Source organism: Microvirgula sp. AG722 (assembly GCF_003269145.1).
In the GTDB taxonomy this organism is placed as follows: domain Bacteria; phylum Pseudomonadota; class Gammaproteobacteria; order Burkholderiales; family Aquaspirillaceae; genus Microvirgula; species Microvirgula aerodenitrificans.
This window is the reverse complement of sequence record NZ_QLTJ01000001.1, coordinates 402,801-427,577: the sequence shown is the minus strand read 5'-3', so window position 1 is coordinate 427,577 and position 24,777 is coordinate 402,801. Positions and strand designations below refer to the sequence as shown.

Here is a 24,777-nt window from a genome sequence, read left to right as displayed (position 1 = left end):
GTCATTTTTTATCGACAACATAGCTCAAGACTATGATTGGCCAGCGCAAAAATCCAGCAGGGCAGGTCGACGGCTGTCGTCCTGCCCGGGAAACCCAGTCTGCCCACCAGGGCTTAGCCCGGACTTAATCGTCGGCGGCCGGGATCTCAGTGCGGTGTCAGCTGCCGCAGGTGGTGGTTGACCGCCAGGCGGGCGCCGAGCATGGTCAGCAGCGCGCTGGCGGCGATCAGGATGGCGATCTCGTCGGCATCGAGTGGCGCCAGCCGGGCCTGCGACCCGTACAGCGTGGCGATCTGGCCCAGCGCCGGGCTGGCCATGCTGGCGAAACCGGCCGACAGCCCCCAGGCGATCAGCGCGGCGAAAATGCCCTGCCACAGCGCGTGATACATGAACGGACGACGGATAAAGCTGTTGGTCGCACCAATCAGCTTGGCGACTTCTATCTCGTCACGCCGCGCCAGAACCTGCAGGCGGATGGTGTTGTGGGTCACCAGCACCAGCGCGACCGCCAGCACGATGCCGAGCCCGAGCAGCAGTTGCCGGCCCAGGGTCAGGATGGCGTCCAGCTTGTGCGCCCACGACGCATCGAACTGGGCCAGTTCGACCAGCGGCAGCCCGGACAGTTCGCGCTGCAGATGCTCAAGCTGCGTGGCCGGCATGTCCTTCGGCGTCACGATAAACGCATCCGGCAGCGGATTGCCGCCGAGGCCGTCCTGCATGCCGTCCAGCCCGTTGCGCGCCAGCAGCCCTTTCAGCGCCGTATCGCGGCCGACGAACTCGATGCTGGCCACGCCGGGATGCTGCTTCAGCGCCGCCTCGACCGCCTTGACGTCGGCGGTGTCGGCCGACAGTTCCATGAACAGCGTCATTTGCGGGACCGAGGTCAGCTGGCCGGCCCAGGCCGACAGGCCCTTGACCGTCTGGTACAGACCGAGCGGCAGCGACAGGGCCACGGCGAGCAGCAACAGCGTCAGCAGATTGCCGAACGGCTGGCGGAAAAAGCCGGTCAGCGCGCGGCGGGCTGACTGCCAGTTCAGGATCAGCGAGTGTTTCATGCGGCGAACGCTCCATGGGCCAGGCGGATGATGCGACGGCCATAGTCGGCCATCAGGGTTTCGTCGTGGGCGGAAATGACCACGGTGGCGCCGACCTGGTGGAAGGACTTGAACAGTTCCATGATGTCGAGCGCATAGGCGCGGTCGAGGTTGGCCGACGGCTCGTCGGCCAGCAGGATGCTGGGGCGGTGGACCACGGCGCGGGCGATGCACAGCCGCTGCTGCTCGCCACCGGACAGGCGGATCGGATTGGTCTTTTCCTTGCCGAGCAGGCCGACCTTGTCCAGCGCCGCATGAACGCGGCGGGTCGATTCGCGACGGTCGAAGCCGATAATGTCCAGCGGCAGCATCACATTGTCGAACACGCTGCGGTCGTAGAGGATCTTGTGATCCTGGAACACCACGCCGATATGCTGGCGTACGTACGGCAGCTGGCTGGCGCGCAGCTTGGACAGGTTCTGGCCGTTGACCACCACATTGCCCATCGTCGCGCGCTCGATGCCGGAGATCAGCTTCAGCAGCGTGGACTTGCCGGCGCCGGAGTGGCCGGCGAGAAACACCATCTCGCCGCGATCGATCTGGAAGCTCAGACCCTTGATGGCGTCGATACTGCCGGGATAGCGCTTGGTGACTTGGTCGAATTTGATCATGGCTCTCGTGCTCAGTCGAACAGGGCGTCGACGTAGTCGCGTGCCGAGAACGGCCGCAAGTCGTCGAGGGTTTCGCCAACGCCGATAAAGTACATCGGGATCGGGCGCTCGCGGGCGATGGCGGCAATGGCGCCACCCTTGGCCGTGCCGTCCAGCTTGGTCAGGATCAGGCCGGTCAGGCCGAGCGCGTCGTCGAAGGCCTTGACCTGCTGCACGGCGTTCTGGCCGATATTGGCATCCAGCACCAGCAGGATTTCGTGCGGCGCGTCCGGCAGCGCCTTGTTGCAGACGCGCTTGACCTTCTTGATCTCTTCCATCAGGTGCAACTGCGTCGGCAGCCGGCCGGCCGTATCGGCCAGCACGATGTCGATCTTGCGCGCGATGGCGGCCTGGATCGCGTCGTAGCACACGGCGGCCGCGTCCCCGCCCTGCTGCGAGACCACGGTCACATTGTTGCGCGTCCCCCACTCCGCCAGCTGCTCGCGCGCGGCGGCACGGAAGGTGTCGCCGGCGGCAAGCAGCACGCGCTTGTCCAGGGTCTGGAAGTACTTGGCCAGCTTGCCGATCGACGTGGTTTTGCCGGCGCCGTTGACACCGGCCATCATGATGACCAGCGGGGCGGCGCGCTGCAGGTCGAGCGGCTTCTCCAGCGGGCCGATCAGATCGAGAAGGGCATCCTTCAGCGCGCCCTTCAGCTCGCTGGCATCCTTGAGCCCCCTCAGCGAGACCCGCTTGCGCACGTCGTCCAGCAGATGCTGGGTGGCGCTGACGCCCATGTCGGCGGTCAGCAGCACGGCTTCCAGTTCCTCGTACAGGTCCTCGTCGATCTTGCCGCCACCGAACAGGCCGGCAAACTGCTTGCCGAGCTTGTCGCGGGTTTTCGACAAGCCGGCCTTCAGGCGCTCGGTCCATGATGGGCGCCGGGCCGTTTCCGTGCCGGCCGGTTCCGGCTCCGGTTCTGCAGCAACAAGCGGGACCGGGGTGGATTCGACGACCGCAACCGGCTCGGGCACAGTGTTCACCGGTTCGGCTGCTGCCGGGACCGGTGTGTCGGGCGTGTCCGCGGCTTCGGGCGCGGTGTCGGGCGACGGGGTGACGGGAGTGGGTTTACGCTTGAAAAAACTGAACATGGAATAAGCTGACAGTCGTTGCGCGAGGATGACTCGCGACAAAATGATTAGGTATAAGCCCGGATTTTATTCTTTTTTCGACTTTCTACTAGGCAAGGGCATGAAAGCAATTCAACTTTCCGGTTTTTCCGGTGCCTTGCTGCTGCTGGCGGCCAGTGCGGGCGCGGCGGAAGCACCGACGGTCGAGGCGGTTCTCGACAATGGCATGAAAGTGGTCATCCGTCCCGATGACAGGGCACCGGTCGCCGTGTCGCAGGTATGGTACCGGGTTGGCGGCATCGACGAGATCGGCACCCTGACCGGGATCAGCCATGCACTGGAACACATCATGTTCAAGGGTACGCGCAGCGTCGGTCCGGGCGAGTTCGCCCGCCGTGTCGCCGCCCGCGGTGGCCAGGACAACGCGTTCACCAATCGCGACTACACCGCGTACTACCAGCAGATCGGCAGCGCGGCATTGCCGGAGATGTTCCGGCTCGAAGCCGACCGCATGGCCAATCTGGTCATCGACGCCGACACGCTGAAGAACGAACTGGAAGTCATCCGCGAAGAGCGGCGCATGCGCACCGACGACAGCCCGGCGGCCGTGCTGATGGAGAAGGTGAGGGCGACCGCGTTCAAGGGGCCGGCCCGGCAGCCGGTCATCGGCTGGGCCGACGACATCCCCCGCATCGACCGCGGCGTGCTGAACGACTGGTACCAGCGCTTCTACGCGCCGAACAACGCCACGCTGGTGGTGGTCGGTGGCGTCGATCCGGCCCAGGTGCTGGCCGCCGCCCGCGACACCTTCGGCAAGCTGCCGCGACGCGACGTGCGCCGGCCGGAAGCGCCGGTCGAGCCGCCGATGCAGGATGGTCCGCACCGCTTCGTGGTCGAGCAGCCGTCGCAACTGCCGTATCTGGTCATGGCCTGGCGGGTGCCGAAACTGAACAAGCTCGACGATGCCGATCCGTATGCGCTGAGCATGCTGGCGGCCACGCTGGACGGCATCGATGCGTCAAGACTGCCCAAGCGCGTGGTGCGCGAGGCGCGCATCGCCGACAGCATCAATGTCGACTACGACCCGGCATCGCGCGGTGACACGCTGTTCACCATCACTGCCGTGCCGGCCGCCGGCAAGACGGTGGCCGAGGTCGAAAAGGCCATTCGCACCGAACTGACCCGCCTGGCGCGCGACGGCGTCAGCCAGGACGAACTGAAACGCATCCGCCGGCAAATGATGGCTTCCCGCATCTACCAGCGCGATTCGCAGTTTGCCCAGGCCATGAATATCGGCGTACTGGAAACGCGCGGCTTCGGCTGGAAGGCCGAAGACGAAATGGATGCACGGCTGAACAAGGTCACCAGCGCCGACATCCAGCGCGTGGCTCGCGCCTGGCTGCGTGACTCGGCACTGACGGTCGGCGTGCTGAAGCCGCTGCCGCCGGACCCGAAGCACCCGCTGCCCGCGCAGAACCTCAAAGGAGACGGCAATGTCCATTAATCACGTTCCGGTCCTGAAGGCCGTGCTGGCGCTCGGCCTGCTCGGCACGGTGTGCAGCGCCAGTGCGGCGACCATCGAGCACTGGACCCAGCCCGATGGCGCCCGCGTCCTCTATGTGGAAGCGCGGCAGAATCCGATTGTTGACCTGCGCATCGATTTCGATGCCGGCAGCCGGCGTGATCCGGCCGACCGGCCCGGTGTGGCCGGCATGACGGCCGACATGCTGTCCGCCGGCACGACGACGCTGAGCGAAGACGCCATCTCCAATCGCTTCTCCGATCTGGCCAGCGAGTTTGGTGCCGGCGTCGACCGCGATCGCGCCTTTGTCCACCTGCGCAGCCTGTCGTCCATGGCGGAGCGCGAGGCTTCGGTGAAACTGGTCAACGAGATCCTGACCCGGCCGGCGTTTCCGGCCAGGGTGCTGACCCGGCTCAAGGCCCAGGCCATTGCCGCCTACCGGCAGCAACAGGACAGCCCGGAGGCCGTCGCCTACCGGCTGCTGAACCGCAGCATGTATGGAACGCATCCGTATGCCAGCGGCGCCCGTACCGACGAAGCGGCCATCAGCGCCCTGACCCGGGCCGACTTGCAGGCCTTCTGGCGGCATTACTACCGGCCGTCGACCATGACCATCTCCATCGTCGGTGATGTTGACCGGGCCAGTGCGGAACGGCTGGCCCGACAGCTGACGCGTGGTCTGTCCCCCGCGCAGGCTGCCCTGCCGGCCCTGCCGCCAGTACCGGCGGCGCAGGGCGACACGATCCGGAAGACGCACACCGCCACCCAGGCCAGCGTCATGTTCGGCATGCCGCTGATCACCCGGGACGATCCGGACTACTACGCGCTGGTGGTCGGCAACTACATCCTGGGCGGTGGTTCCTTCGACTCGCGTCTGATGAAGGAACTGCGTGACAAGCGCGGGCTGACCTACGGCGCATCGAGCTGGCTGGCGCCGTATGCGCAACCCGGCGACTTCGCCCTGTCGGTCAATACCCGGCGCGAACAGGCCGACGAGGCGCTGAAAGTCGCCCGGCAGACCCTGGCCGACTTTGTCGAGCACGGGCCGACCGAAGCGGAAATGGCCCAGGCGAAGGGGAATATCGTCGGCGGATTTCCGCTGCGCTATGCCAGCAATCGCAGTCTGATCGGATACGTGGCGGTCATTGGCTTCTATAATCTGCCCCTTTCCTGGCTGGACGATTACCCGAAGGCCATAGACAAGGTGACCGCCGCCGACGTGCGCGACGCTTACCGCCGTCGGGTCGATCCGGCGCGGATGAGCGTGGTCGTGGTCGGTGGCGAGCCGCAGCGCGTTCAATGAGGCAGCGTGAAATCCAACAGCAATAAAGTGCGGATCATCGGCGGCGACTATCGCCGCCGGCTGATTTCGTTTCCGGACCAGCAGGGGTTGCGGCCGACGCCGGACCGGGTGCGCGAGACCCTGTTCAACTGGCTGGGGCAGGCGCTCTACGGCCAGCGTGTGCTGGACCTGTTCGCCGGCAGCGGTGCCCTGGGCTTCGAGGCGGCCAGCCGCGGCGCCTCGCGCGTGGTCATGGTTGAAAAATCCAGGGCGGTGGCAGCCAGTCTGCATGACAATCGCCGCCTGCTTGAAGCCGGCACGGTCGAAGTGGTCAACGCCGACGCCATTGGCTGGCTGTCCGGCTGCACGGACACCTTCGATCTGATCCTGGTCGATCCGCCGTACGATTCGGACCTGCTGGCCCGCGTCCTGCCACTGCTGGCGGCACGACTTGCGCCGGGCGGAACGGTCTACGCAGAATGTCGCGACTGGCCGGAACTGAATGGCTGGAAACGGGTCAAGGAAGGCAGGGCGGGCGTGGTCCGCCATGGCTTGCTGATGCGCGAGCCGGCATGAACTTAGAACCCGCCGTTAGTTGCTCAGGCGGGACTTAGCTGACACAATTGTCAGCTTGCTTACTAACTTATTGAAACAAAGCGAGAATCAGCATGGCTCTGATGATTACCGACGAGTGCATCAATTGCGATGTCTGCGAGCCGGAATGCCCGAATAACGCCATTTCCCAAGGCGAAGAGATTTACCAGATCGATCCGAATCTCTGCACCCAGTGTGTCGGCCATTACGACGAACCGCAGTGCCAGCAAGTCTGCCCGGTCGACTGTATCCCGTTGGACCCGGGTCACGAAGAGACGCACGACCAGCTGTACCAGAAATTCGTGATCATCAGCGGCAAGGCCTGAGTCTTCCGCGTGCCATCGCCTAACTGGCTGATTGGCAAGGACAACGCCCCGGCATTTTCCGGGGCGTTGTTGCATCCGGCACATTTGGTCAGCAGAAATTGGGCTTTTTTCGCAAAAAGGTGTTGACGGGTTTCCGGGTGGTCTATATAGTTCGGGCTCTCTCACGGAGGGGTTCCCGAGCGGTCAAAGGGATCAGACTGTAAATCTGACGGCTCAGCCTTCGAAGGTTCGAATCCTTCCCCCTCCACCAGAATTCAAGATTTAAAGTCTTGGCGGCGTGACGTTGAATCGACGCGCAGCGAGGCGGGTGTAGCTCAATGGTAGAGCAGAAGCCTTCCAAGCTTATGACGAGGGTTCGATTCCCTTCACCCGCTCCAAGTCTCAGGTCAAGCGCCCATGTAGCTCAGGGGTAGAGCACTCCCTTGGTAAGGGAGAGGTCGGCAGTTCGAATCTGCCCATGGGCACCACTTACTTCTTTGTTTTTCTGACAGGAAAACTCATCATGGCTAAAGAGAAGTTCGAGCGGACGAAGCCGCACGTGAACGTCGGCACGATCGGCCACGTTGACCACGGCAAGACCACGCTGACCGCGGCGATCACCACCATCCTGTCGAAGAAGTTCGGCGGGGAGGCCAAGGACTACGCAGCAATCGACAGCGCACCGGAAGAACGCGCGCGCGGCATTACCATCAATACCGCTCACGTCGAGTACGAAACGGAAGCGCGTCACTACGCGCACGTTGACTGCCCGGGACACGCCGACTACGTGAAGAACATGATCACGGGTGCAGCGCAGATGGACGGCGCGATCCTGGTGTGCTCGGCCGCTGACGGCCCGATGCCGCAGACCCGCGAACACATCCTGCTGGCCCGTCAGGTTGGCGTGCCGTACATCATCGTGTTCCTGAACAAGGCCGACATGGTTGATGACGCCGAGCTGCTGGAACTGGTGGAAATGGAAGTCCGCGAACTGCTGAGCAGCTACGACTTCCCGGGCGACGATCTGCCGATCATCACCGGCTCGGCGCTGAAGGCGCTGGAAGGTGACCAGTCGGAAATCGGCGAACCGGCAATCTTCCGCCTGGCTGATGCACTGGACAGCTACATCCCGACGCCGGAACGCGCCGTTGACAAGCCGTTCCTGCTGCCGATCGAAGACGTGTTCTCGATCTCGGGTCGCGGCACGGTGGTGACGGGTCGCGTCGAACGCGGCATCGTCAAGGTTGGCGAAGAACTGGAAATCGTTGGCCTGAAGCCGACGGCGAAGACCATCTGCACCGGCGTGGAAATGTTCCGCAAGCTGCTGGATCAGGGTCAGGCCGGCGACAACGTTGGCGTGCTGCTGCGCGGCACCAAGCGTGAAGACGTGGAACGTGGCCAGGTGCTGGCAAAGCCGGGTTCGATCACGCCGCATACCGACTTCGGCGCTGAAGTGTACGTGCTGAGCAAGGAAGAAGGCGGCCGTCACACTCCGTTCTTCCAGGGCTACCGTCCGCAGTTCTACTTCCGTACCACGGACGTGACCGGTGCGGTGACGCTGCCGGAAGGCGTGGAAATGGTGATGCCGGGTGACAACGTGGCGATTACCGTCGCGCTGATCGCACCGATCGCCATGGAAGAAGGTCTGCGTTTCGCCATCCGTGAAGGCGGTCGTACCGTCGGCGCCGGCGTCGTTGCCAAGGTTATCAAGTAAGTAGTCATTGAGTCCCTACCGGTTTTCCGGTAGACTCAGTGCCCTCTTCAGGCCAGTAGCTCAATTGGTAGAGTATCGGTCTCCAAAACCGAGGGTTGGGGGTTCGAGACCCTCCTGGCCTGCCAAATAAGACTGACCGGCGCCCGGCGCCGGTTGGTCTTTTGCTGTATCAGCAAGCGAAAAGTATCTGCATGGAATTGCAAGACAAACTTAAGCTGGTGTTGGCGATGGCCCTTGTGGTCGCCGGCATTGCCGCTTACTACCTGATCCCCGAAGCGCAAGGCATTGCGCGGGTGGCCTCCGTGATTGCCGGCATCCTGCTGGCTGTCGGCGTTATCTGGCTGTCTCAGCCGGGCAAGGATTTCGTGGGCTATGCCCAGGATTCCGTCGCCGAAGCCAAGAAGGTGGTCTGGCCGACCCGCAAGGAAGTCACCCAGATGACCTTGCTGGTGTTCGTATTCGTACTGGTGTTGTCACTGTTCATGTGGCTGGTTGACTCCGGTTTGTCCTGGCTGTTCTACGACGTAATTCTCCACCGGGGTTGATGCGATGAAATGGTATGTGGTTCACGCCTACTCGGGCTTTGAGAAGAGTGTGCAAAAGGCGCTGAAAGAGCGCATCGAACGTGCTGCAATGCAGCACCTTTTCGGTCAGATCCTCGTTCCCGTGGAAGAGGTGATGGACGTGAAGAACGGCAAGCGCTCGCTGACCGAACGCAAGTTCTTCCCGGGCTACGTGCTGGTCGAGATGGAAATGAACGACGAGACGTGGCACCTGGTCAAGAGCACGCCGAAGGTGTCCGGCTTTATCGGCGGGACGGCCAATCGTCCGGCGCCGATCAAGCCGTCGGAAGTCGAAGCCATCATGCAGCAGATGCAGGAAGGCGTCGAAAAGCCGAAGCCGAAGGTGCTGTTCGAAGTCGGCCAGAAGGTGCGCGTCACCGAAGGCCCGTTCAACGACTTCACCGGTTTCGTCGACGAAGTGAACTACGAGCGCAACAAGCTGCGCGTGTCGGTTCAGATCTTCGGTCGCGATACGCCGGTCGAGCTCGAATTCAGTCAGGTCGAAAAGCAGTAATTCGGCCTGTGTGTGTCCGGACATCGTGTCGATGTCCGCAAACCGGGCAGCGGACCGAGCGGTCCGCGTTACGACCCATCAGGAGTTAAATCGTGGCAAAGAAGATTGTCGGCTATATCAAGCTGCAAGTGCCCGCTGGCAAAGCCAACCCGTCGCCCCCGATCGGTCCGGCTCTGGGTCAGCGTGGCCTGAACATCATGGAATTCTGCAAGGCGTTCAACGCCCAGACCCAGGGCGTCGAGCCGGGCCTGCCGATTCCGGTTGTGATCACCGCCTACGCGGACAAGTCCTTCACCTTCATCATGAAGACGCCGCCGGCGACCATTCTGATCAAGAAGGCCGCAGGGATTCAGAAGGGCAGCCCGAAGCCGCATACCGACAAGGTCGGCAAGCTGACGCGCGCCCAACTGGAAGAAATCGCCAAGACCAAGCAGCCTGACCTGACCGCCGCCAATATGGACGCCGCCGTCCGTATCATCGCCGGTTCGGCTCGCAGCATGGGTATCGACGTGGAGGGCGTGTAATGGCCAAGGTTTCCAAACGTCTGGCCGCGCTGAAGGCGACGGTAGACCGCAACAAGCTGTACACCGTTGACGAAGCCATCGCGCTGGTCAAGGGTGCCGCCACCGCCAAGTTCGACGAATCCGTCGACGTGGCCGTGAACCTCGGCGTCGATCCGCGCAAGTCCGACCAGGTCGTTCGCGGCTCGGTCGTGCTGCCGCGTGGTACCGGCAAGTCGGTTCGCGTTGCCGTGTTCACCCAGGGCGCGAATGCCGAGGCCGCCAAGGCCGCCGGCGCCGACATCGTCGGTTTCGAAGACCTGGCCGAACAGGTCAAGGCCGGCAATCTCGACTTTGACGTCGTGATCGCCTCGCCGGACGCGATGCGTATCGTCGGTCAACTGGGCCAGATCCTCGGCCCGCGTGGCCTGATGCCGAACCCGAAGGTCGGTACCGTGACCCCGAACGTTGCCGAAGCGGTCAAGAACGCCAAGGCCGGTCAGGTTCAGTACCGTACCGACAAGGCCGGTATCATCCACTCGACCATCGGCCGTGCGTCGTTCGACGCCGAAGCGCTGCGTGAAAACCTGAGCGCGCTGATCGAAGCGCTGCAAAAGGCCAAGCCGGCTGCCGCGAAGGGCGTGTACCTGAAGAAGGTTGCCGTCTCGAGCACGATGGGCGTTGGCGTTCGCGTTGACCAGACCACTCTGGTCGCGCAAGCGTAAAGAACACGGCGGGAGCAATCCCGCCATTTCGCGGCCAGCCGGTTTTCCGGCTGGTCACGAAGCTGGGCTTTGGGCCGGCACTTGTGCCGGATTGTCAAAGACCGTAGGAACCTCCGGGTTTAATCCTTGCCAAAAGCGGGGTCCTACGCAGATGGTGTACCCGAACACAGGTTTTACTCCTCCCCCCGTTCGCGGAGGGAACGAAATGTCTCCTGAATGAAGGTCGCCGTTGAAACGTGGAATGTCTGGCTTGCCGGATGTTCCGTTGTCCTCAATGCTAGGAGAGCAGACCTTGAGTCTCAATCTTGACGACAAAAAGGCGGTAGTGGCCGAGATCGCAGCGGAAGTTGCGAAAGCTCAGACCATTGTCATCGCCGAATACCGTGGCATCGAGGTTAGCAGCATGACCAAGCTCCGTGCGCAAGCACGCGAGAAGGGCGTGTTCCTGCGTGTTCTGAAGAACACGCTGGCACGTCGCGCCGTTGCCGGCACCCCGTTCGAGGGTCTTGCCGAGCAAATGGTCGGTCCGCTGGTCTACAGCATCTCTGAAGATGCCGTTGCTGCTGCCAAGGTGCTGAACGACTTCGCAAAGGTCGATCAGAAAATCTCGATCAAGGCTGGTGCGTACGATGGCAAGGTGCTTGACGCCGCCGCCGTGCAACAACTCGCTTCGATCCCGAGCCGCGAAGAACTTCTTGCAATGCTGCTGGGCGTCATGCAGGCACCGGTCTCGGGCATGGCCCGCGTCCTGGCCGCCGTCGCTGCACAGAAGCAGGGCGAAGAAGCCGCAGCCTGATTTTCCGCACTCAAAAAATCTACCCCATTTCAGGAGCTATTTGACATGGCTATCACCCAAGAAAACATCCTCGAAGCCGTTGGCGGCATGACCGTCATGGAACTGAACGACCTGGTCAAGGCGTTCGAAGAAAAGTTCGGCGTGTCCGCCGCTGCCATGGCCGTTGCCGCTCCGGCCGGCGCTGGCGCTGCTGCCGCTGAAGAAAAGACCGAGTTCGACGTCGTGCTGAACGCAGCCGGCGACAACAAGGTTGGCGTGATCAAGGTTGTCCGCGCCATCACCGGCCTGGGCCTGAAGGAAGCCAAGGACATGGTCGACGGCGCGCCGAAGACCGTGAAGGAAGCCGTTTCGAAGGCCGACGCCGAAGCACTGGTGAAGCAGCTGATCGAAGCCGGCGCGAAGGCCGAAATGAAGTAATCGTCGAATAATCGACGATTGGGAGGCTGGCGGAGAAATCCGCCGGCCTCATTGCGCTTGTGACCGGCGCGTGATCTTTGACAGGACCGGGCATCACGCTTGCCTCCAGCAAGCCGTCAAACGTCAGCATTCAAATGTGGCCGCTTGGCTGTTGACCTTTGACTTGATTCCTTGCGCCACCTACCTCGATGGAGACTCTATGAGTTATTCGTTTACTGAGAAAAAGCGGATTCGCAAGAGCTTTGCGAAGCGCGAAACCGTTCTCGACGTCCCCTTCCTGCTGGCGACGCAAATCGATTCGTACTCCGAGTTCCTGCAGCTCGGCGTGCAGTACGACAAGCGTGAAAACGGGGGCCTTGAAGCGGCATTCCGCTCGATCTTCCCGATCGTCAGTAACAACGGCTATGCACGGCTCGACTTCGCCCACTATGTGCTGGGCGATCCGCCGTTCGACGTGCCGGAATGCCAGCTGCGCGGCATTACCTACGCCGCACCGCTGCGTGCGCGCATCCGCCTGACCATTCTCGACAAAGAGTCCTCCAAGCCGGTGGTGAAGGAAGTCCGCGAGAATGACGTCTACATGGGCGAAATCCCGCTGATGACGCAGAACGGCTCGTTCATCATCAACGGTACCGAACGTGTCATCGTCTCCCAGCTGCACCGCAGCCCGGGCGTGTTCTTCGAGCACGACAAGGGCAAGACCCACAGCTCGGGCAAGCTGCTGTTCTCGGCCCGGATCATTCCGTACCGCGGCTCGTGGCTCGACTTTGAATTCGACCCGAAGGACCAGCTGTTCTTCCGTATCGACCGTCGTCGCAAGATGCCGGTGTCGACGCTGCTGAAGGCGCTCGGCTACAGCGAAGAACGGATCCTGAACGAATTCTACGATACCGACATCTTCTACCTGACCAAGAATGGCGTGTTCATCGAAGTGGTGCCGGAACGCCTGAAGGGCGAAGTGGCGAAGCTGGACATCGTCGGTCCGGACGGCAAGGTGCTGGCGCAAAAAGACAAGCGCATTACCGCCAAGACCATTCGCGACATCGCGCAGGCGGGCATCACACGGCTGGAAATGCCGGCCGACGTGCTGCTGGGCAAGTTCCTGGCCAAGAACGTGGTCAACACCGATACCGGTGAAGTGATCGCGCGCGCCAACGAGGAAATCACCGAAGAAATCCTCGCCAAGCTGGCCATGGCCGAAATCGAGCGGGTCGAAGTGCTGTTCGTCAACGAGCTGGATCATGGCGGCTACATCGCCCAGACCATGCGCACCGACGACATCCAGGACCAGCTGTCGGCTCGCGTCGCCATCTACCGCATGATGCGCCCGGGCGAACCGCCGACGGAAGAAGCCGTCGAAGCCCTGTTCCAGCGCCTGTTCTTCAACGAAGACAGCTATGACCTGTCGCGCGTCGGCCGGATGAAGTTCAACCGCCGCGCCTACAGCGACAAGCTGGACGAGAAGTCGCCGGGCTGGATCCGCAAGTTCTACGAACGCGTCGGCCCGCATGACGACACCGGCCCGGGCACGCTGGTCACCGACGACATCGTCGCCGTGATCATGCTGCTGACCGAGCTGCGCAACGGCCGCGGCGAAGTGGACGATATCGATCACCTCGGCAACCGTCGCGTGCGTTCGGTTGGCGAACTGGCGGAAAACCAGTTCCGTGCCGGTCTGGTGCGCGTCGAACGCGCGGTCAAGGAACGTCTGAATCAGGCCGAGAGCGACAACCTGATGCCGCACGACCTGATCAACGCCAAGCCGGTGTCGGCCGCGATCAAGGAATTCTTCGGTTCCTCGCAGCTGTCCCAGTTCATGGACCAGACCAACCCGCTGTCGGAAATCACCCACAAGCGGCGCGTGTCGGCCCTTGGCCCGGGCGGTCTGACCCGCGAACGCGCCGGCTTTGAAGTCCGCGACGTGCACCCGACCCACTACGGCCGTGTGTGCCCGATCGAAACGCCGGAAGGCCCGAACATCGGCCTGATCAACTCGCTGTCGATCTATGCCCGTACCAATGCGTACGGCTTCCTGGAAACCCCGTACCGCAAGGTCGTGGACGGCAAGGTTACCGACCAGATCGATTACCTGTCGGCCATCGAGGAAGGCCGCTACGTCATCGCCCAGGCCAACGCCACGCTGGACAGCGAAGGCAAGCTGATCGACGAACTGGTGACCAGCCGCGAAAAGGGTGAAACCATCCTGTCGACGCCGGACCGCGTCCAGTACATGGACGTGGCGACCAGCCAGGTCGTGTCCGTCGCCGCCTCGCTGATCCCGTTCCTCGAGCATGACGATGCGAACCGCGCATTGATGGGTGCCAACATGCAGCGGCAGGCCGTGCCTTGCCTGCGTGCCGAGAAGCCGTTCGTCGGCACCGGTATCGAACGCGCCGTGGCCGTCGACTCGGGCACCGCCATTGCTGCTGACCGCGGCGGTATCGTCGACTATGTCGATGCGACCCGCGTCGTGATCCGCGTGAATGACGAAGAAGCCGTCGCCGGTGAAGTTGGCGTCGACATCTACAACCTGGTCAAGTACACCCGTTCCAACCAGAACACCAACATCAACCAGCGTCCGCTGGTGAATGTGGGCGACATCGTGGCCCGTGGCGACGTGATCGCCGACGGTGCCTCGACCGACCTCGGCGAGCTGGCGCTCGGTCAGAACATGACCATCGCCTTCATGCCGTGGAACGGCTACAACTATGAAGACTCGGTGCTGATCAGCGAGCGCGTCGTGTCCGACGACCGCTACACGTCGATCCACATCGAAGAACTGTCGGTTGTCGCCCGCGACACCAAGCTCGGGCCGGAAGAAATCACCCGCGACATCCCGAACCTGAGCGAACGCATGCAGGGCCGTCTTGATGAAGCCGGCATCGTGTACATCGGTGCGGAAGTCGAAGCCGGCGACGTGCTGGTGGGCAAGGTCACGCCGAAGGGCGAAACCCAGCTGACGCCGGAAGAAAAGCTGCTGCGCGCGATCTTCGGCGAGAAGGCCAGCGACGTGAAGGACACCTCGCTGCGCGTGCCGACCGGCATGAGCGGTACCGTCATCGACGTGCAGGTGTTCACCCGCGAAGGCATCGAGCGTGACAAGCGCGCGCAGTCGATCATCGACGCCGAGCTGAAGCGCTATCGCCAGGACCTGAACGACCAGCTGCGCATTTTCGAGAACGACGCCTTCGATCGTATCGAACGCCTGATCATCGGCAAGGCTGCCAACGGCGGTCCGAAGCGTCTGGCCAAGGGCACCGTGATCGACCTCGAGTACCTGACCGGCCTGCTGAGCAAGCATGACTGGTTCGACATCCGCATGACGGACGAGGACGTGGCCAAGCAGCTCGAGCTGATGAAGGAATCGCTGTCGCAGAAGCGCGAAGAATTCGACCTCAAGTTCGAAGACAAGAAGCGCAAGCTGACCCAGGGCGACGAACTGCCGCCGGGCGTGCAGAAGATGGTCAAGGTGTACATCGCCGTCAAGCGCCGCCTGCAGCCGGGCGACAAGATGGCCGGCCGTCACGGTAACAAGGGTGTGGTGTCGAAGATCCTGCCGGTCGAAGACATGCCGTACATGGCGGATGGCACGCCGGTCGACATCGTGCTGAACCCGCTGGGCGTGCCGTCGCGCATGAACATCGGTCAGATTCTCGAAGTCCACCTCGGCTGGGCGGGCAAGGGTATCGGCCAGCAGTTCGACAAGATGCTGAAGGAAGAGCGCGCGGTGGCGGACATCCGTTCGTACATCGACAAGATCTACAACTCCAGCGGCAAGCCGGAAGACATCGCCAGCCTGACCGACAAGGAAATCCTGCATCTGGCGCACAACCTGCGTCGCGGCATGCCGTTCTCGACGCCGGTGTTCGACGGCGCCAAGGAAGCGGAAATCCGCGCGATGCTGGAACTGGCCTACCCGAACGACGATCCGCGTACCCAGCTGCTGGACTTCAACGGCTCGAAGACGCAGATGACGCTGTTCGACGGCCGCTCGGGCGAAGCCTTCGACCGCAAGGTCACCGTCGGCGTGATGCACTTCCTGAAGCTGCATCACCTGGTCGATGACAAGATGCACGCGCGTTCGACCGGTCCGTACAGCCTGGTGACCCAGCAGCCGCTGGGTGGTAAAGCCCAGTTCGGTGGCCAGCGCTTCGGTGAAATGGAAGTGTGGGCACTGGAAGCTTACGGCGCCGCCTACACGCTGCAGGAAATGCTGACCGTGAAGTCGGATGACGTGAACGGCCGTACCAAGGTTTACGAGAACATCGTCAAGGGCGAGCACAAGATCGATGCCGGCATGCCGGAATCCTTCAACGTGCTGGTGAAGGAAATTCGCTCGCTCGGTCTCGATATCGACCTCGAACGTTACTGACCCGTGAGTAGTGAGGGCGGGTGCGCTTCGCACCCCCGCCTCACGCCTCACTTCTCACCGGAGAAGACATGAAAGCTCTGCTCGACCTCTTCAAGCAAGTTACGCAGGAAGAAGAATTCGACGCGATCAAGATCGGCATCGCGTCGCCGGACAAAATCCGTTCCTGGTCGTTCGGCGAAGTTAAAAAGCCGGAAACGATCAACTACCGTACCTTCAAGCCGGAGCGCGATGGCCTGTTCTGCGCCCGCATCTTCGGCCCGATCAAGGACTACGAGTGCCTGTGCGGCAAGTACAAGCGCCTCAAGCATCGCGGCGTGATCTGCGAAAAATGCGGCGTTGAAGTCACGCTGAGCAAGGTGCGTCGCGAACGCATGGGCCACATCGAGCTGGCCAGCCCGGTCGCGCACATCTGGTTCCTGAAGTCGCTGCCGTCGCGTCTGGGCATGGTCCTCGACATGACGCTGCGCGACATCGAACGCGTGCTGTACTTCGAAGGCTTCGTCGTGACCGAACCGGGCATGACGCCGCTGCAGAAGAAGCAGCTGCTGACCGAAGAAGACTACCTCGACAAGGTCGAGGAGTACGGTGACGAATTCGAAGCCCTGATGGGCGCCGAAGGTATCCGCTCGCTGCTGAAGAGCCTCGACATCAATGCCGAGATCGAAACGCTGCGCGCCGACCTGGAAGCCACCGGCTCGGAAACCAAGATCAAGAAGATCGCCAAGCGCCTGAAGGTGCTTGAGGCGTTCCAGCGTACCGGCATCAAGCCGGAATGGATGATCCTGGAAGTGCTGCCGGTGCTGCCGCCGGAACTGCGCCCGCTGGTGCCGCTGGACGGCGGTCGTTTCGCGACCTCCGACCTGAACGACCTGTACCGCCGCGTGATCAACCGCAACAACCGCCTCAAGCGGCTGCTGGAGCTGCGCGCGCCGGAAATCATCGTGCGCAACGAAAAGCGCATGCTGCAGGAATCGGTCGACTCACTGCTGGACAACGGTCGTCGCGGCAAGGCCATGACCGGCGCCAACAAGCGCCCGCTGAAGTCGCTGGCCGACATGATCAAGGGCAAGGGCGGCCGCTTCCGTCAGAACCTGCTGGGCAAGCGCGTCGACTACTCGGGTCGTTCGGTGATTACCGTGGGCCCGACCCTGCGTCTGCATCAGTGCGGTCTGCCGAAGAAGATGGCGCTGGAACTGTTCAAGCCGTTCATCTTCCACAAACTGGAAGTCCTCGGCCTGGCCAGCACCATCAAGGCTGCCAAGAAGCTGGTCGAACAGGAAGTGCCGGAAGTCTGGGACATCCTCGAAGACGTGATCCGCGAGCATCCGGTCCTGCTGAACCGTGCGCCGACGCTGCACCGCCTGGGCATCCAGGCATTCGAGCCGGTGCTGATCGAAGGCAAGGCCATCCAGCTGCATCCGCTGGTATGTACTGCGTTCAACGCCGACTTCGACGGTGACCAGATGGCCGTTCACGTGCCGCTGTCGCTGGAAGCGCAGATGGAAGCCCGCACGCTGATGCTGGCTTCGAACAACGTGCTGTCGCCGGCCAACGGCGAGCCGATCATCGTGCCGTCGCAGGATATCGTGCTGGGTCTGTACTACCTGACCCGCGACAAGATCAACGGCCGTGGCGAAGGCATGTCGTTCTCCGGCATCAGCGAGCTGAGCCGCGCCTACGAAACCCGTCAGGTCGAACTCGGGACGCGCATTGCCGTGCGTCTGCGCGAGTGGGAAAAGGACGAACAGGGCGAATTCCAGCCGGTCATCCGTCGGGTGAACACCACCGTCGGTCGCGCGCTGCTGTCCGAAATCCTGCCGAAGGGCCTGCCGTTCGAGCACATCAACAAGGCGCTGAAGAAGAAGGAAATCTCCAAGCTCATCAACGTCTCGTTCCGTCGTTGCGGCATCAAGGACACGGTCGTGTTCGCCGACCAGCTGATGTACACCGGTTTCAGCTATTCGACCCGCGGCGGCATCTCGATCTGCGTGGACGACATGCTGGTACCGACGGCGAAGGAACGCCTGCTCGCCGGCGCGCAGCAGGAAGTCAAGGAAATCGAAGAACAGTACCGTCAGGGTCTGGTGACCCAGGGCGAGCGCTACAACAAGGTCGTGGACATCTGGGGTCGCTGCGGCGACCAGGTCGCCAAGGCCATGATGGACGAGCTCAAGACCCAGCGCGTGCTGGACCGCGAGGGCAAGGAAGTCGATCAGGAATCGTTCAACTCGATTTACATGATGGCCGACTCGGGCGCCCGGGGTTCCGCCGCGCAGATCCGCCAGCTGGCCGGTATGCGGGGCCTGATGGCCAAGCCTGACGGCTCGATCATCGAGACGCCGATTACGGCGAACTTCCGCGAAGGTCTGACCGTTCTGCAGTACTTCATCTCGACTCACGGTGCCCGCAAGGGTCTCGCGGATACGGCGCTGAAGACGGCAAACTCCGGTTACCTGACCCGTCGTCTGGTTGACGTGACCCAGGATCTGGTCGTGGTGCACGACGATTGCGGCACCACCAACGGTGCGGTGATGAAGGCCGTGGTGCAGGGTGGTGACGTGATCGAAGCGCTGCGTGACCGCATTCTCGGTCGCGTGGCAGCCATCGACGTGGTCAACCCGGCAACCGGCGAAACCGTCATCGAAGCCGGCACGCTGTTCGACGAATACACCGTGGATCTGGTCGACAGCCTCGGCATCGACGAAATCAAGGTGCGTACGCCGCTGACCTGCGAAACCCGCTATGGTCTGTGCGCCAAGTGCTACGGCCGCGACCTTGGCCGCGGCAAGCTGGTCAACACCGGTGAAGCTGTCGGCGTGATCGCCGCGCAGTCGATCGGTGAACCGGGCACGCAGCTGACGATGCGTACCTTCCACATCGGTGGTGCCGCGTCGCGAGCCGCAGCCGCCAGCCAGGTGGAAGCCAAGTCGAACGGTCTGGTCAGCTTCTCGAGCCAGATGCGCTACGTGAAGAACGACAAGGGCGAACTGGTGGTCATCGCGCGCTCCGGCGAAGTGGTGATTCACGAGGAACTGCCGGACGGCCGTCAGGGCCGCGAGCGCGAGCGCCACAACATTCCGTACGGCGCCACGCTGCTGGTCACCGACAGCCAGTCGATCAAGGCCGGCACGGTACTGGCTACCTGGGACCCGCACACCCGCCCGATCATTACCGAATACGCCGGTCACGTGCGGTTCGAGAACGTCGAGGAAGGCACCACCGTCGCCAAGCAGGTCGACGATGTGACCGGTCTGTCCACGCTGGTGGTCATTGACCCGAAGCGTCGCGCCAGCGCATCGAAGGTGCTGCGTCCGCAGGTGAAGCTGCTCGACGAAAGCGGCAACGAAGTGAAACTGGCCGGCTCGGATACGCCGGTGAACATCACCTTCCAGGTCGGCGCCATCATTACCGTGCGTGACGGCCAGGACGTGGGTGTCGGTGAAGTGCTGGCCCGCATCCCGCAGGAATCGTCGAAGACCCGCGACATTACCGGTGGTCTGCCGCGTGTGGCCGAGCTGTTCGAAGCGCGTTCGCCGAAGGACGCCGGCATGCTGGCCGACGTGACCGGCACCGTGTCGTTCGGCAAGGACACCAAGGGCAAGCAGCGCCTGGTGATCACCGATCTGGAAGGCGTGGCGCACGAAACCCTGATTCCGAAGGACAAGCATGTGCTGGTCCACGACGGTCAGGTGGTGAACCGCGGCGAACTGATCGTCGACGGTCCGGTCGATCCGCACGACATCCTGCGTCTGCAGGGTATCGAAGCGCTGGCCCGCTACATCGTCCAGGAAGTGCAGGAGGTGTATCGTCTGCAGGGCGTGAAGATCAACGACAAGCACATCGAGGTGATCATTCGCCAGATGCTGCGTCGCGTGGTCATCAGCGACTCGGGCAACACCGACTTCATCCAGGGTGAACAGGTCGAACGTTCCGAAGTGCTGGACGTCAACGACAAGATGGCGTCCGAGGACAAGGAACCGGCCCGCTACGACAACGTGCTGCTCGGTATCACCAAGGCGTCGCTGTCGACCGACTCGTTCATCTCGGCGGCATCGTTCCAGGAAACCACTCGCGTGCTGACCGAAGCCGCGATCATGGGCAAGAAGGACGATCTGCGCGGTTTGAAGGAAAACGTGATCGTTGGTCGCCTGATCCCTGCAGGTACGGGTCTGGCTTACCACAGCAATCGCCGTCGTCAGCCGTTTGGCAACGCCGAGCTGACTGGCGAAACCCTGGCCGAAAGCCCGGACGGTCAGGAACACTCCGCACTGTGATGAAGAAAAGTGCCGCCGATTCAACGCAGTACTGCGTTGGGTCGGCGGCATGTTTCATTGACGGTGCCCGGGGGGTTCTCTATAATCCGGCGCGTCTTCGTGGGCGGCATGTTGCCGCCTTTGACAATTTAGGAACCTGAGTAATGCCAACCATCAACCAACTCGTCCGTAAAGGACGTGCGGTCGCCAAAGTGGCGAGCAAGGTGCCGGCACTTGAAGCCTGCCCGCAAAAGCGCGGTGTCTGCACCCGTGTGTACACCACGACCCCGAAGAAGCCGAACTCGGCTCTGCGCAAGGTCTGCAAGGTGCGTCTGACCAACGGTTTCGAAGTGATTTCGTACATCGGCGGTGAAGGCCACAACCTGCAGGAACACTCGGTCGTGCTGATTCGCGGCGGTCGCGTAAAAGACTTGCCGGGTGTGCGCTACCACACCGTGCGCGGCTCGCTTGACACCGCTGGCGTCAAGGATCGCAGACAGTCCCGCTCCAAGTACGGTGCCAAGCGTCCGAAGTAATCCGGCGTTCGCACTGAGAGAGACGGCGGCACACGCTGCCGGAGTAAGTGGTCATCTTTCTGGATGGCCGAGGGTGGGTCGAACCCGCTCAACTGAACACAGCAATAGAGGTTGTTATGCCTAGACGTAGAGAAGTCCCCAAGCGCGACGTACTGCCGGACCCGAAGTTCGGTAACGTCGAGCTGTCCAAATTCATGAACGTCGTGATGATCGACGGCAAGAAGGCTGTTGCCGAACGCATCGTGTACGGCGCTCTGTCCCAGATCGAAAAGAAGAGCGGCAAGAACGCGGTTGAAGTGTTCGCGTCCGCTATCGCCAATGTGAAGCCGGTGGTGGAAGTCAAATCCCGCCGCGTGGGCGGTGCCAACTACCAGGTTCCGGTTGAAGTCCGTCCCGCCCGCCGTCTGGCACTGGCAATGCGCTGGCTGCGCGAAGCTGCGCGCAAGCGTGGTGAAAAGTCGATGGATCTGCGTCTCGCCGGCGAACTGCTGGATGCGGCCGAAGGTCGTGGCGGCGCGATGAAAAAGCGCGACGAAGTCCACCGCATGGCCGAAGCGAACAAGGCGTTCTCGCACTTCCGCTTCTAACGTTCTTTATTTGCTGAAAAGGTTTTGGCTGTGGCTAGAAAAACCCCCATCGAGCGGTACCGCAATATCGGTATTTCCGCTCACATCGACGCCGGCAAGACGACGACGACCGAACGCATCCTGTTCTACACCGGTGTGAACCACAAAATCGGTGAAGTGCATGATGGCGCAGCCACCATGGACTGGATGGAACAGGAGCAGGAGCGTGGCATCACCATCACCTCCGCTGCGACCACCACGTTCTGGAAGGGCATGGGTCTGCAGTTCCCGGAACACCGCTTCAACATCATCGACACCCCAGGACACGTCGACTTCACCGTCGAGGTGGAGCGTTCCATGCGCGTTCTGGACGGCGCCGTGATGGTGTACTGCGCGGTGGGTGGCGTTCAGCCGCAGTCCGAAACCGTGTGGCGTCAGGCGACCAAGTACAAGGTGCCGCGTCTGGCCTTCGTCAACAAGATGGACCGCCAGGGCGCGAACTTCTTCCGCGTTGTCGAACAGATGCAAACGCGTCTGCGCGCCAACCCGGTGCCGATCGTTGTGCCTATCGGTGCTGAAGAGCACTTCGAAGGCGTGGTCGATCTGCTGAAGATGAAAGCGATCATCTGGGACACCGCCAGCCAGGGCATGAAGTTCGAATACGGTGAAATCCCGGCCGAACTGGTGGCGGAAGCCGAAGAATGGCGCGAGAAGATGGTCGAGGCAGCCGCCGAAGCCAGCGAAGAGCTGATGAACAAGTACCTGGAAGAGGGCGCGCTCTCTGAAGAGGAAATTGTTTCCGGCCTGCGTACCCGTACCCTGAACTGCGAAATCCAGCCGATGCTGTGCGGTACCGCGTTCAAGAACAAGGGCGTGCAGCGCATGCTCGACGCCGTGATCGAACTGCTGCCGAGCCCGCTCGACGTGCCGCCGGTCTCCGGCGAACTGCCGAACGGCGAACCGGCTGTCCGTCACGCGTCGGACGACGAGAAGTTCTCGTCGCTGGCGTTCAAGCTGATGAACGACCCGTTCGTCGGTCAGCTGACGTTCTTCCGCGTGTACTCGGGTGTGGTCCAGTCGGGCGACACCGTGCTGAACTCGGTCAAGGACAAGAAGGAACGTATCGGCCGCATCGTGCAGATGATGGCGAACGACCGTATCGAACTGGAAGAAGTCCGCGCCGGCGACATCGCTGCGGCCATCGGCCTGAAGGACGTGACCACCGGGGAAACCCTGTGCGCGGTCGACTCGCCGATCATTCTGGAACGCATGGAATTCCCGGAGCCGGTGATTCACGTTGCCGTCGAACCGAAGACCAAGGTCGACCAGGAAAAAATGGGCGTGGCGCTGAACCGCCTGGCCAAGGAAGACCCGTCGTTCCGCGTGCGTACCGACGAAGAATCCGGCCAGACCATCATTTCGGGCATGGGCGAACTCCACCTGGAAATCATCGTCGACCGCATGAAGCGCGAATTCGGCGTGGAAGCCAACGTGGGTGCCCCGCAGGTTGCGTACCGCGAGACCATCACCAAGACGGTGACCGACGTTGACGGCAAGCACGTCAAGCAGTCCGGCGGCAAGGGCCAGTACGGCCACGCCGTGATCACGCTGGAACCGTCCGGCGAAGGCAAGGGCTACCAGTTCTTCGACGAAATCAAGGGTGGCGTGATTCCGCGCGAATTCATCCCGTCGGTGGACAAGGGTATCCGCAACACGCTGAACAACGGCGTGCTGGCCGGCTTCCCGGTGGTTGACGTGACCGTGCGCCTGACCTTCGGTTCGTACCACGATGTCGACTCGTCGCAGATCGCGTTCGAACTCGCCGGCTCGATGGCTTTCAAGGAAGCCATGCGCCGTGCCAGCCCGGTCATCCTCGAACCGATGATGGCTGTGGAAGTGGAAACGCCGGAAGAGTACATGGGCGACGTGATGGGCGACCTGAGTCGTCGTCGCGGTATCGTCCAGGGCATGGACGACGACGGCCTGGGCGGCAAGATTGTCCGCGCAGAAGTGCCGCTGTCGGAAATGTTCGGCTACTCGACCGACCTGCGTTCCGCTACCCAGGGTCGTGCCACGTACTCCATGGAGTTCAAGCACTACTCGGAAGCCCCGCGCAACGTCGCCGACGCCATCATGGCTGCGAAGAAATAAGTCTCTTGTGTGCCGGCGGGCTATCCGCCGGCCCTTTTAGCCTCGCTCTTTAATTAAGGATTTTTGCATCATGGCAAAAGAAAAGTTTGAACGTAACAAGCCGCACGTGAACGTCGGCACGATTGGCCACGTTGACCATGGCAAGACCACGCTGACTGCAGCAATCACCACCATCCTGTCGAAGAAGTTCGGCGGTGAGGCCAAGGATTACGCAGCCATCGACAGCGCACCGGAAGAACGCGCACGCGGCATCACCATCAACACCGCTCACGTCGAGTACGAAACGGAAGCACGTCACTACGCGCACGTTGACTGCCCGGGACACGCCGACTACGTGAAGAACATGATCACGGGTGCAGCGCAGATGGACGGCGCGATCCTGGTGTGCTCGGCCGCTGACGGCCCGATGCCGCAGACCCGCGAACACATCCTGCTGGCCCGTCAGGTTGGCGTGCCGTACATCATCGTGTTCCTGAACAAGGCCGACATGGTTGATGACGCCGAGCTGCTGGAACTGGTGGAAATGGAAGTCCGCGAACTGCTGAGCAGCTACGACTTCCCGGGCGACGATCTGCCGATCATCACCGGTTCGGCGCTGAAGGCGCTGGAAGGTGACCAGTCGGAAATCGGCGAACCGGCAATCTTCCGCCTGGCTGATGCACTGGACAGCTACATCCCGACGCCGGAACGCGCCGTTGACAAGCCGTTCCTGCTGCCGATCGAAGACGTGTTCTCGATCTCGGGTCGCGGCACGGTGGTGACGGGTCGCGTCGAACGCGGCATCGTCAAGGTTGGCGAAGAACTGGAAATCGTTGGCCTGAAGCCGACGGCGAAGACCATCTGCACCGGCGTGGAAATGTTCCGCAAGCTGCTGGATCAGGGTCAGGCCGGCGACAACGTTGGCGTGCTGCTGCGCGGCACCAAGCGTGAAGACGTGGAACGTGGCCAGGTGCTGGCAAAGCCGGGTTCGATCACGCCGCATACCGACTTCGGCGCTGAAGTGTACGTGCTGAGCAAGGAAGAAGGCGGCCGTCACACTCCGTTCTTCCAGGGCTACCGTCCGCAGTTCTACTTCCGTACCACGGACGTGACCGGTGCGGTGACGCTGCCGGAAGGCGTGGAAATGGTGATGCCGGGTGACAACGTGGCGATC

General features: G+C 62.2%; 20 protein-coding genes and 4 tRNA genes. 21 read left to right on the top strand and 3 right to left on the bottom strand.

Annotated features, from left to right (window positions below; all coding sequences use genetic code 11):
• Positions 1-146: 146 nt before the first annotated feature.
• The 3 genes from ftsX to ftsY are packed head-to-tail and all read right to left on the bottom strand — an operon-like array spanning position 147 to position 2,835.
• The gene (ftsX, locus tag DFO50_RS02005) at positions 147-1,055 is read right to left on the bottom strand and encodes a permease-like cell division protein FtsX (RefSeq protein WP_112691946.1); all 909 of its coding nucleotides are present in this window, start codon (positions 1,053-1,055) and stop codon (positions 147-149) included.
• Positions 1,052-1,705 carry a cell division ATP-binding protein FtsE gene (gene ftsE / locus DFO50_RS02000; RefSeq protein ID WP_028498461.1) on the bottom strand — a complete coding sequence of 218 codons (654 nt, stop codon included), beginning with the start codon at positions 1,703-1,705 and terminating at the stop codon, positions 1,052-1,054. The genes ftsX and ftsE overlap by 4 nt, the downstream gene beginning before the upstream one ends.
• An 11-nt stretch (positions 1,706-1,716) precedes the next feature.
• Positions 1,717-2,835 carry a signal recognition particle-docking protein FtsY gene (gene ftsY / locus DFO50_RS01995; protein ID WP_107888852.1) on the bottom strand — a complete coding sequence of 373 codons (1,119 nt, stop codon included), beginning with the start codon at positions 2,833-2,835 and terminating at the stop codon, positions 1,717-1,719.
• Between the two features lie 100 nt (positions 2,836-2,935).
• Between ftsY and DFO50_RS01990 the strand changes: the two genes are divergently transcribed.
• The 21 genes from DFO50_RS01990 to tuf (DFO50_RS01890) all read left to right on the top strand — a co-directional run.
• Positions 2,936-4,318, top strand: a complete 1,383-nt coding sequence (locus tag DFO50_RS01990; protein ID WP_028498459.1) for a pitrilysin family protein — start codon at positions 2,936-2,938, stop codon at positions 4,316-4,318.
• Complete coding sequence (locus DFO50_RS01985; RefSeq protein WP_028498458.1) at positions 4,308-5,639, top strand: pitrilysin family protein; 1,332 nt, start codon at positions 4,308-4,310, stop codon at positions 5,637-5,639. Before DFO50_RS01990 ends, DFO50_RS01985 begins: the two co-directional genes overlap by 11 nt.
• 6 nt (positions 5,640-5,645) lie before the next feature.
• A complete protein-coding gene (rsmD, locus tag DFO50_RS01980; protein WP_028498457.1) occupies positions 5,646-6,194 on the top strand; it encodes a 16S rRNA (guanine(966)-N(2))-methyltransferase RsmD in 549 nt (182 codons plus the stop codon).
• A gap of 92 nt (positions 6,195-6,286) precedes the next feature.
• Positions 6,287-6,538 carry a YfhL family 4Fe-4S dicluster ferredoxin gene (locus DFO50_RS01975; protein WP_028498456.1) on the top strand — a complete coding sequence of 84 codons (252 nt, stop codon included), beginning with the start codon at positions 6,287-6,289 and terminating at the stop codon, positions 6,536-6,538.
• Positions 6,539-6,703: 165 nt separating this feature from the next.
• A tRNA-Tyr gene (locus tag DFO50_RS01970) sits at positions 6,704-6,788 on the top strand.
• 53 nt (positions 6,789-6,841) lie between these two features.
• Positions 6,842-6,915, top strand: a tRNA-Gly gene (locus DFO50_RS01965).
• A gap of 15 nt (positions 6,916-6,930) precedes the next feature.
• Positions 6,931-7,005, top strand: a tRNA-Thr gene (locus DFO50_RS01960).
• Positions 7,006-7,040: 35 nt separating this feature from the next.
• Entirely contained in the window at positions 7,041-8,231 is a 1,191-nt protein-coding gene (gene tuf / locus DFO50_RS01955) for an elongation factor Tu (RefSeq protein WP_107888851.1), read from the top strand.
• A gap of 49 nt (positions 8,232-8,280) precedes the next feature.
• Positions 8,281-8,356: transfer RNA gene (locus DFO50_RS01950), tRNA-Trp, on the top strand.
• A gap of 66 nt (positions 8,357-8,422) precedes the next feature.
• Positions 8,423-8,776: a preprotein translocase subunit SecE gene (gene secE / locus DFO50_RS01945; protein WP_028500397.1), complete on the top strand. Its 354-nt coding sequence runs from the start codon at positions 8,423-8,425 to the stop codon at positions 8,774-8,776.
• A gap of 4 nt (positions 8,777-8,780) precedes the next feature.
• Complete coding sequence (gene nusG / locus DFO50_RS01940) at positions 8,781-9,308, top strand: transcription termination/antitermination protein NusG (RefSeq protein WP_028500396.1); 528 nt, start codon at positions 8,781-8,783, stop codon at positions 9,306-9,308.
• A 92-nt stretch (positions 9,309-9,400) separates the two neighbouring features.
• Complete coding sequence (gene rplK, locus DFO50_RS01935) at positions 9,401-9,832, top strand: 50S ribosomal protein L11 (RefSeq protein ID WP_028500395.1); 432 nt, start codon at positions 9,401-9,403, stop codon at positions 9,830-9,832.
• Positions 9,832-10,533, top strand: a complete 702-nt coding sequence (gene rplA, locus DFO50_RS01930; RefSeq protein ID WP_028500394.1) for a 50S ribosomal protein L1 — start codon at positions 9,832-9,834, stop codon at positions 10,531-10,533. Before rplK ends, rplA begins: the two co-directional genes overlap by 1 nt.
• A 292-nt stretch (positions 10,534-10,825) precedes the next feature.
• Positions 10,826-11,329 (top strand): 50S ribosomal protein L10, encoded by a 504-nt coding sequence (gene rplJ, locus DFO50_RS01925; RefSeq protein WP_028500393.1) that lies wholly within the window; start codon positions 10,826-10,828, stop codon positions 11,327-11,329.
• Between the two features lie 45 nt (positions 11,330-11,374).
• Entirely contained in the window at positions 11,375-11,746 is a 372-nt protein-coding gene (gene rplL, locus DFO50_RS01920; RefSeq protein WP_028500392.1) for a 50S ribosomal protein L7/L12, read from the top strand.
• Between the two features lie 199 nt (positions 11,747-11,945).
• Positions 11,946-16,118, top strand: a complete 4,173-nt coding sequence (gene rpoB, locus DFO50_RS01915; RefSeq protein ID WP_028500391.1) for a DNA-directed RNA polymerase subunit beta — start codon at positions 11,946-11,948, stop codon at positions 16,116-16,118.
• Between the two features lie 68 nt (positions 16,119-16,186).
• The gene (gene rpoC, locus DFO50_RS01910) at positions 16,187-20,392 is read left to right on the top strand and encodes a DNA-directed RNA polymerase subunit beta' (RefSeq protein WP_028500390.1); all 4,206 of its coding nucleotides are present in this window, start codon (positions 16,187-16,189) and stop codon (positions 20,390-20,392) included.
• Between the two features lie 143 nt (positions 20,393-20,535).
• Positions 20,536-20,907: a 30S ribosomal protein S12 gene (gene rpsL / locus DFO50_RS01905; RefSeq protein ID WP_028500389.1), complete on the top strand. Its 372-nt coding sequence runs from the start codon at positions 20,536-20,538 to the stop codon at positions 20,905-20,907.
• A gap of 116 nt (positions 20,908-21,023) precedes the next feature.
• Complete coding sequence (gene rpsG, locus DFO50_RS01900) at positions 21,024-21,494, top strand: 30S ribosomal protein S7 (protein WP_028500388.1); 471 nt, start codon at positions 21,024-21,026, stop codon at positions 21,492-21,494.
• A 30-nt stretch (positions 21,495-21,524) separates the two neighbouring features.
• Positions 21,525-23,624 carry an elongation factor G gene (gene fusA / locus DFO50_RS01895; protein ID WP_028500387.1) on the top strand — a complete coding sequence of 700 codons (2,100 nt, stop codon included), beginning with the start codon at positions 21,525-21,527 and terminating at the stop codon, positions 23,622-23,624.
• Between the two features lie 70 nt (positions 23,625-23,694).
• Positions 23,695-24,777: elongation factor Tu (gene tuf / locus DFO50_RS01890; RefSeq protein ID WP_112691945.1), on the top strand; the 1,083-nt coding region annotated here is incomplete at its 3' end.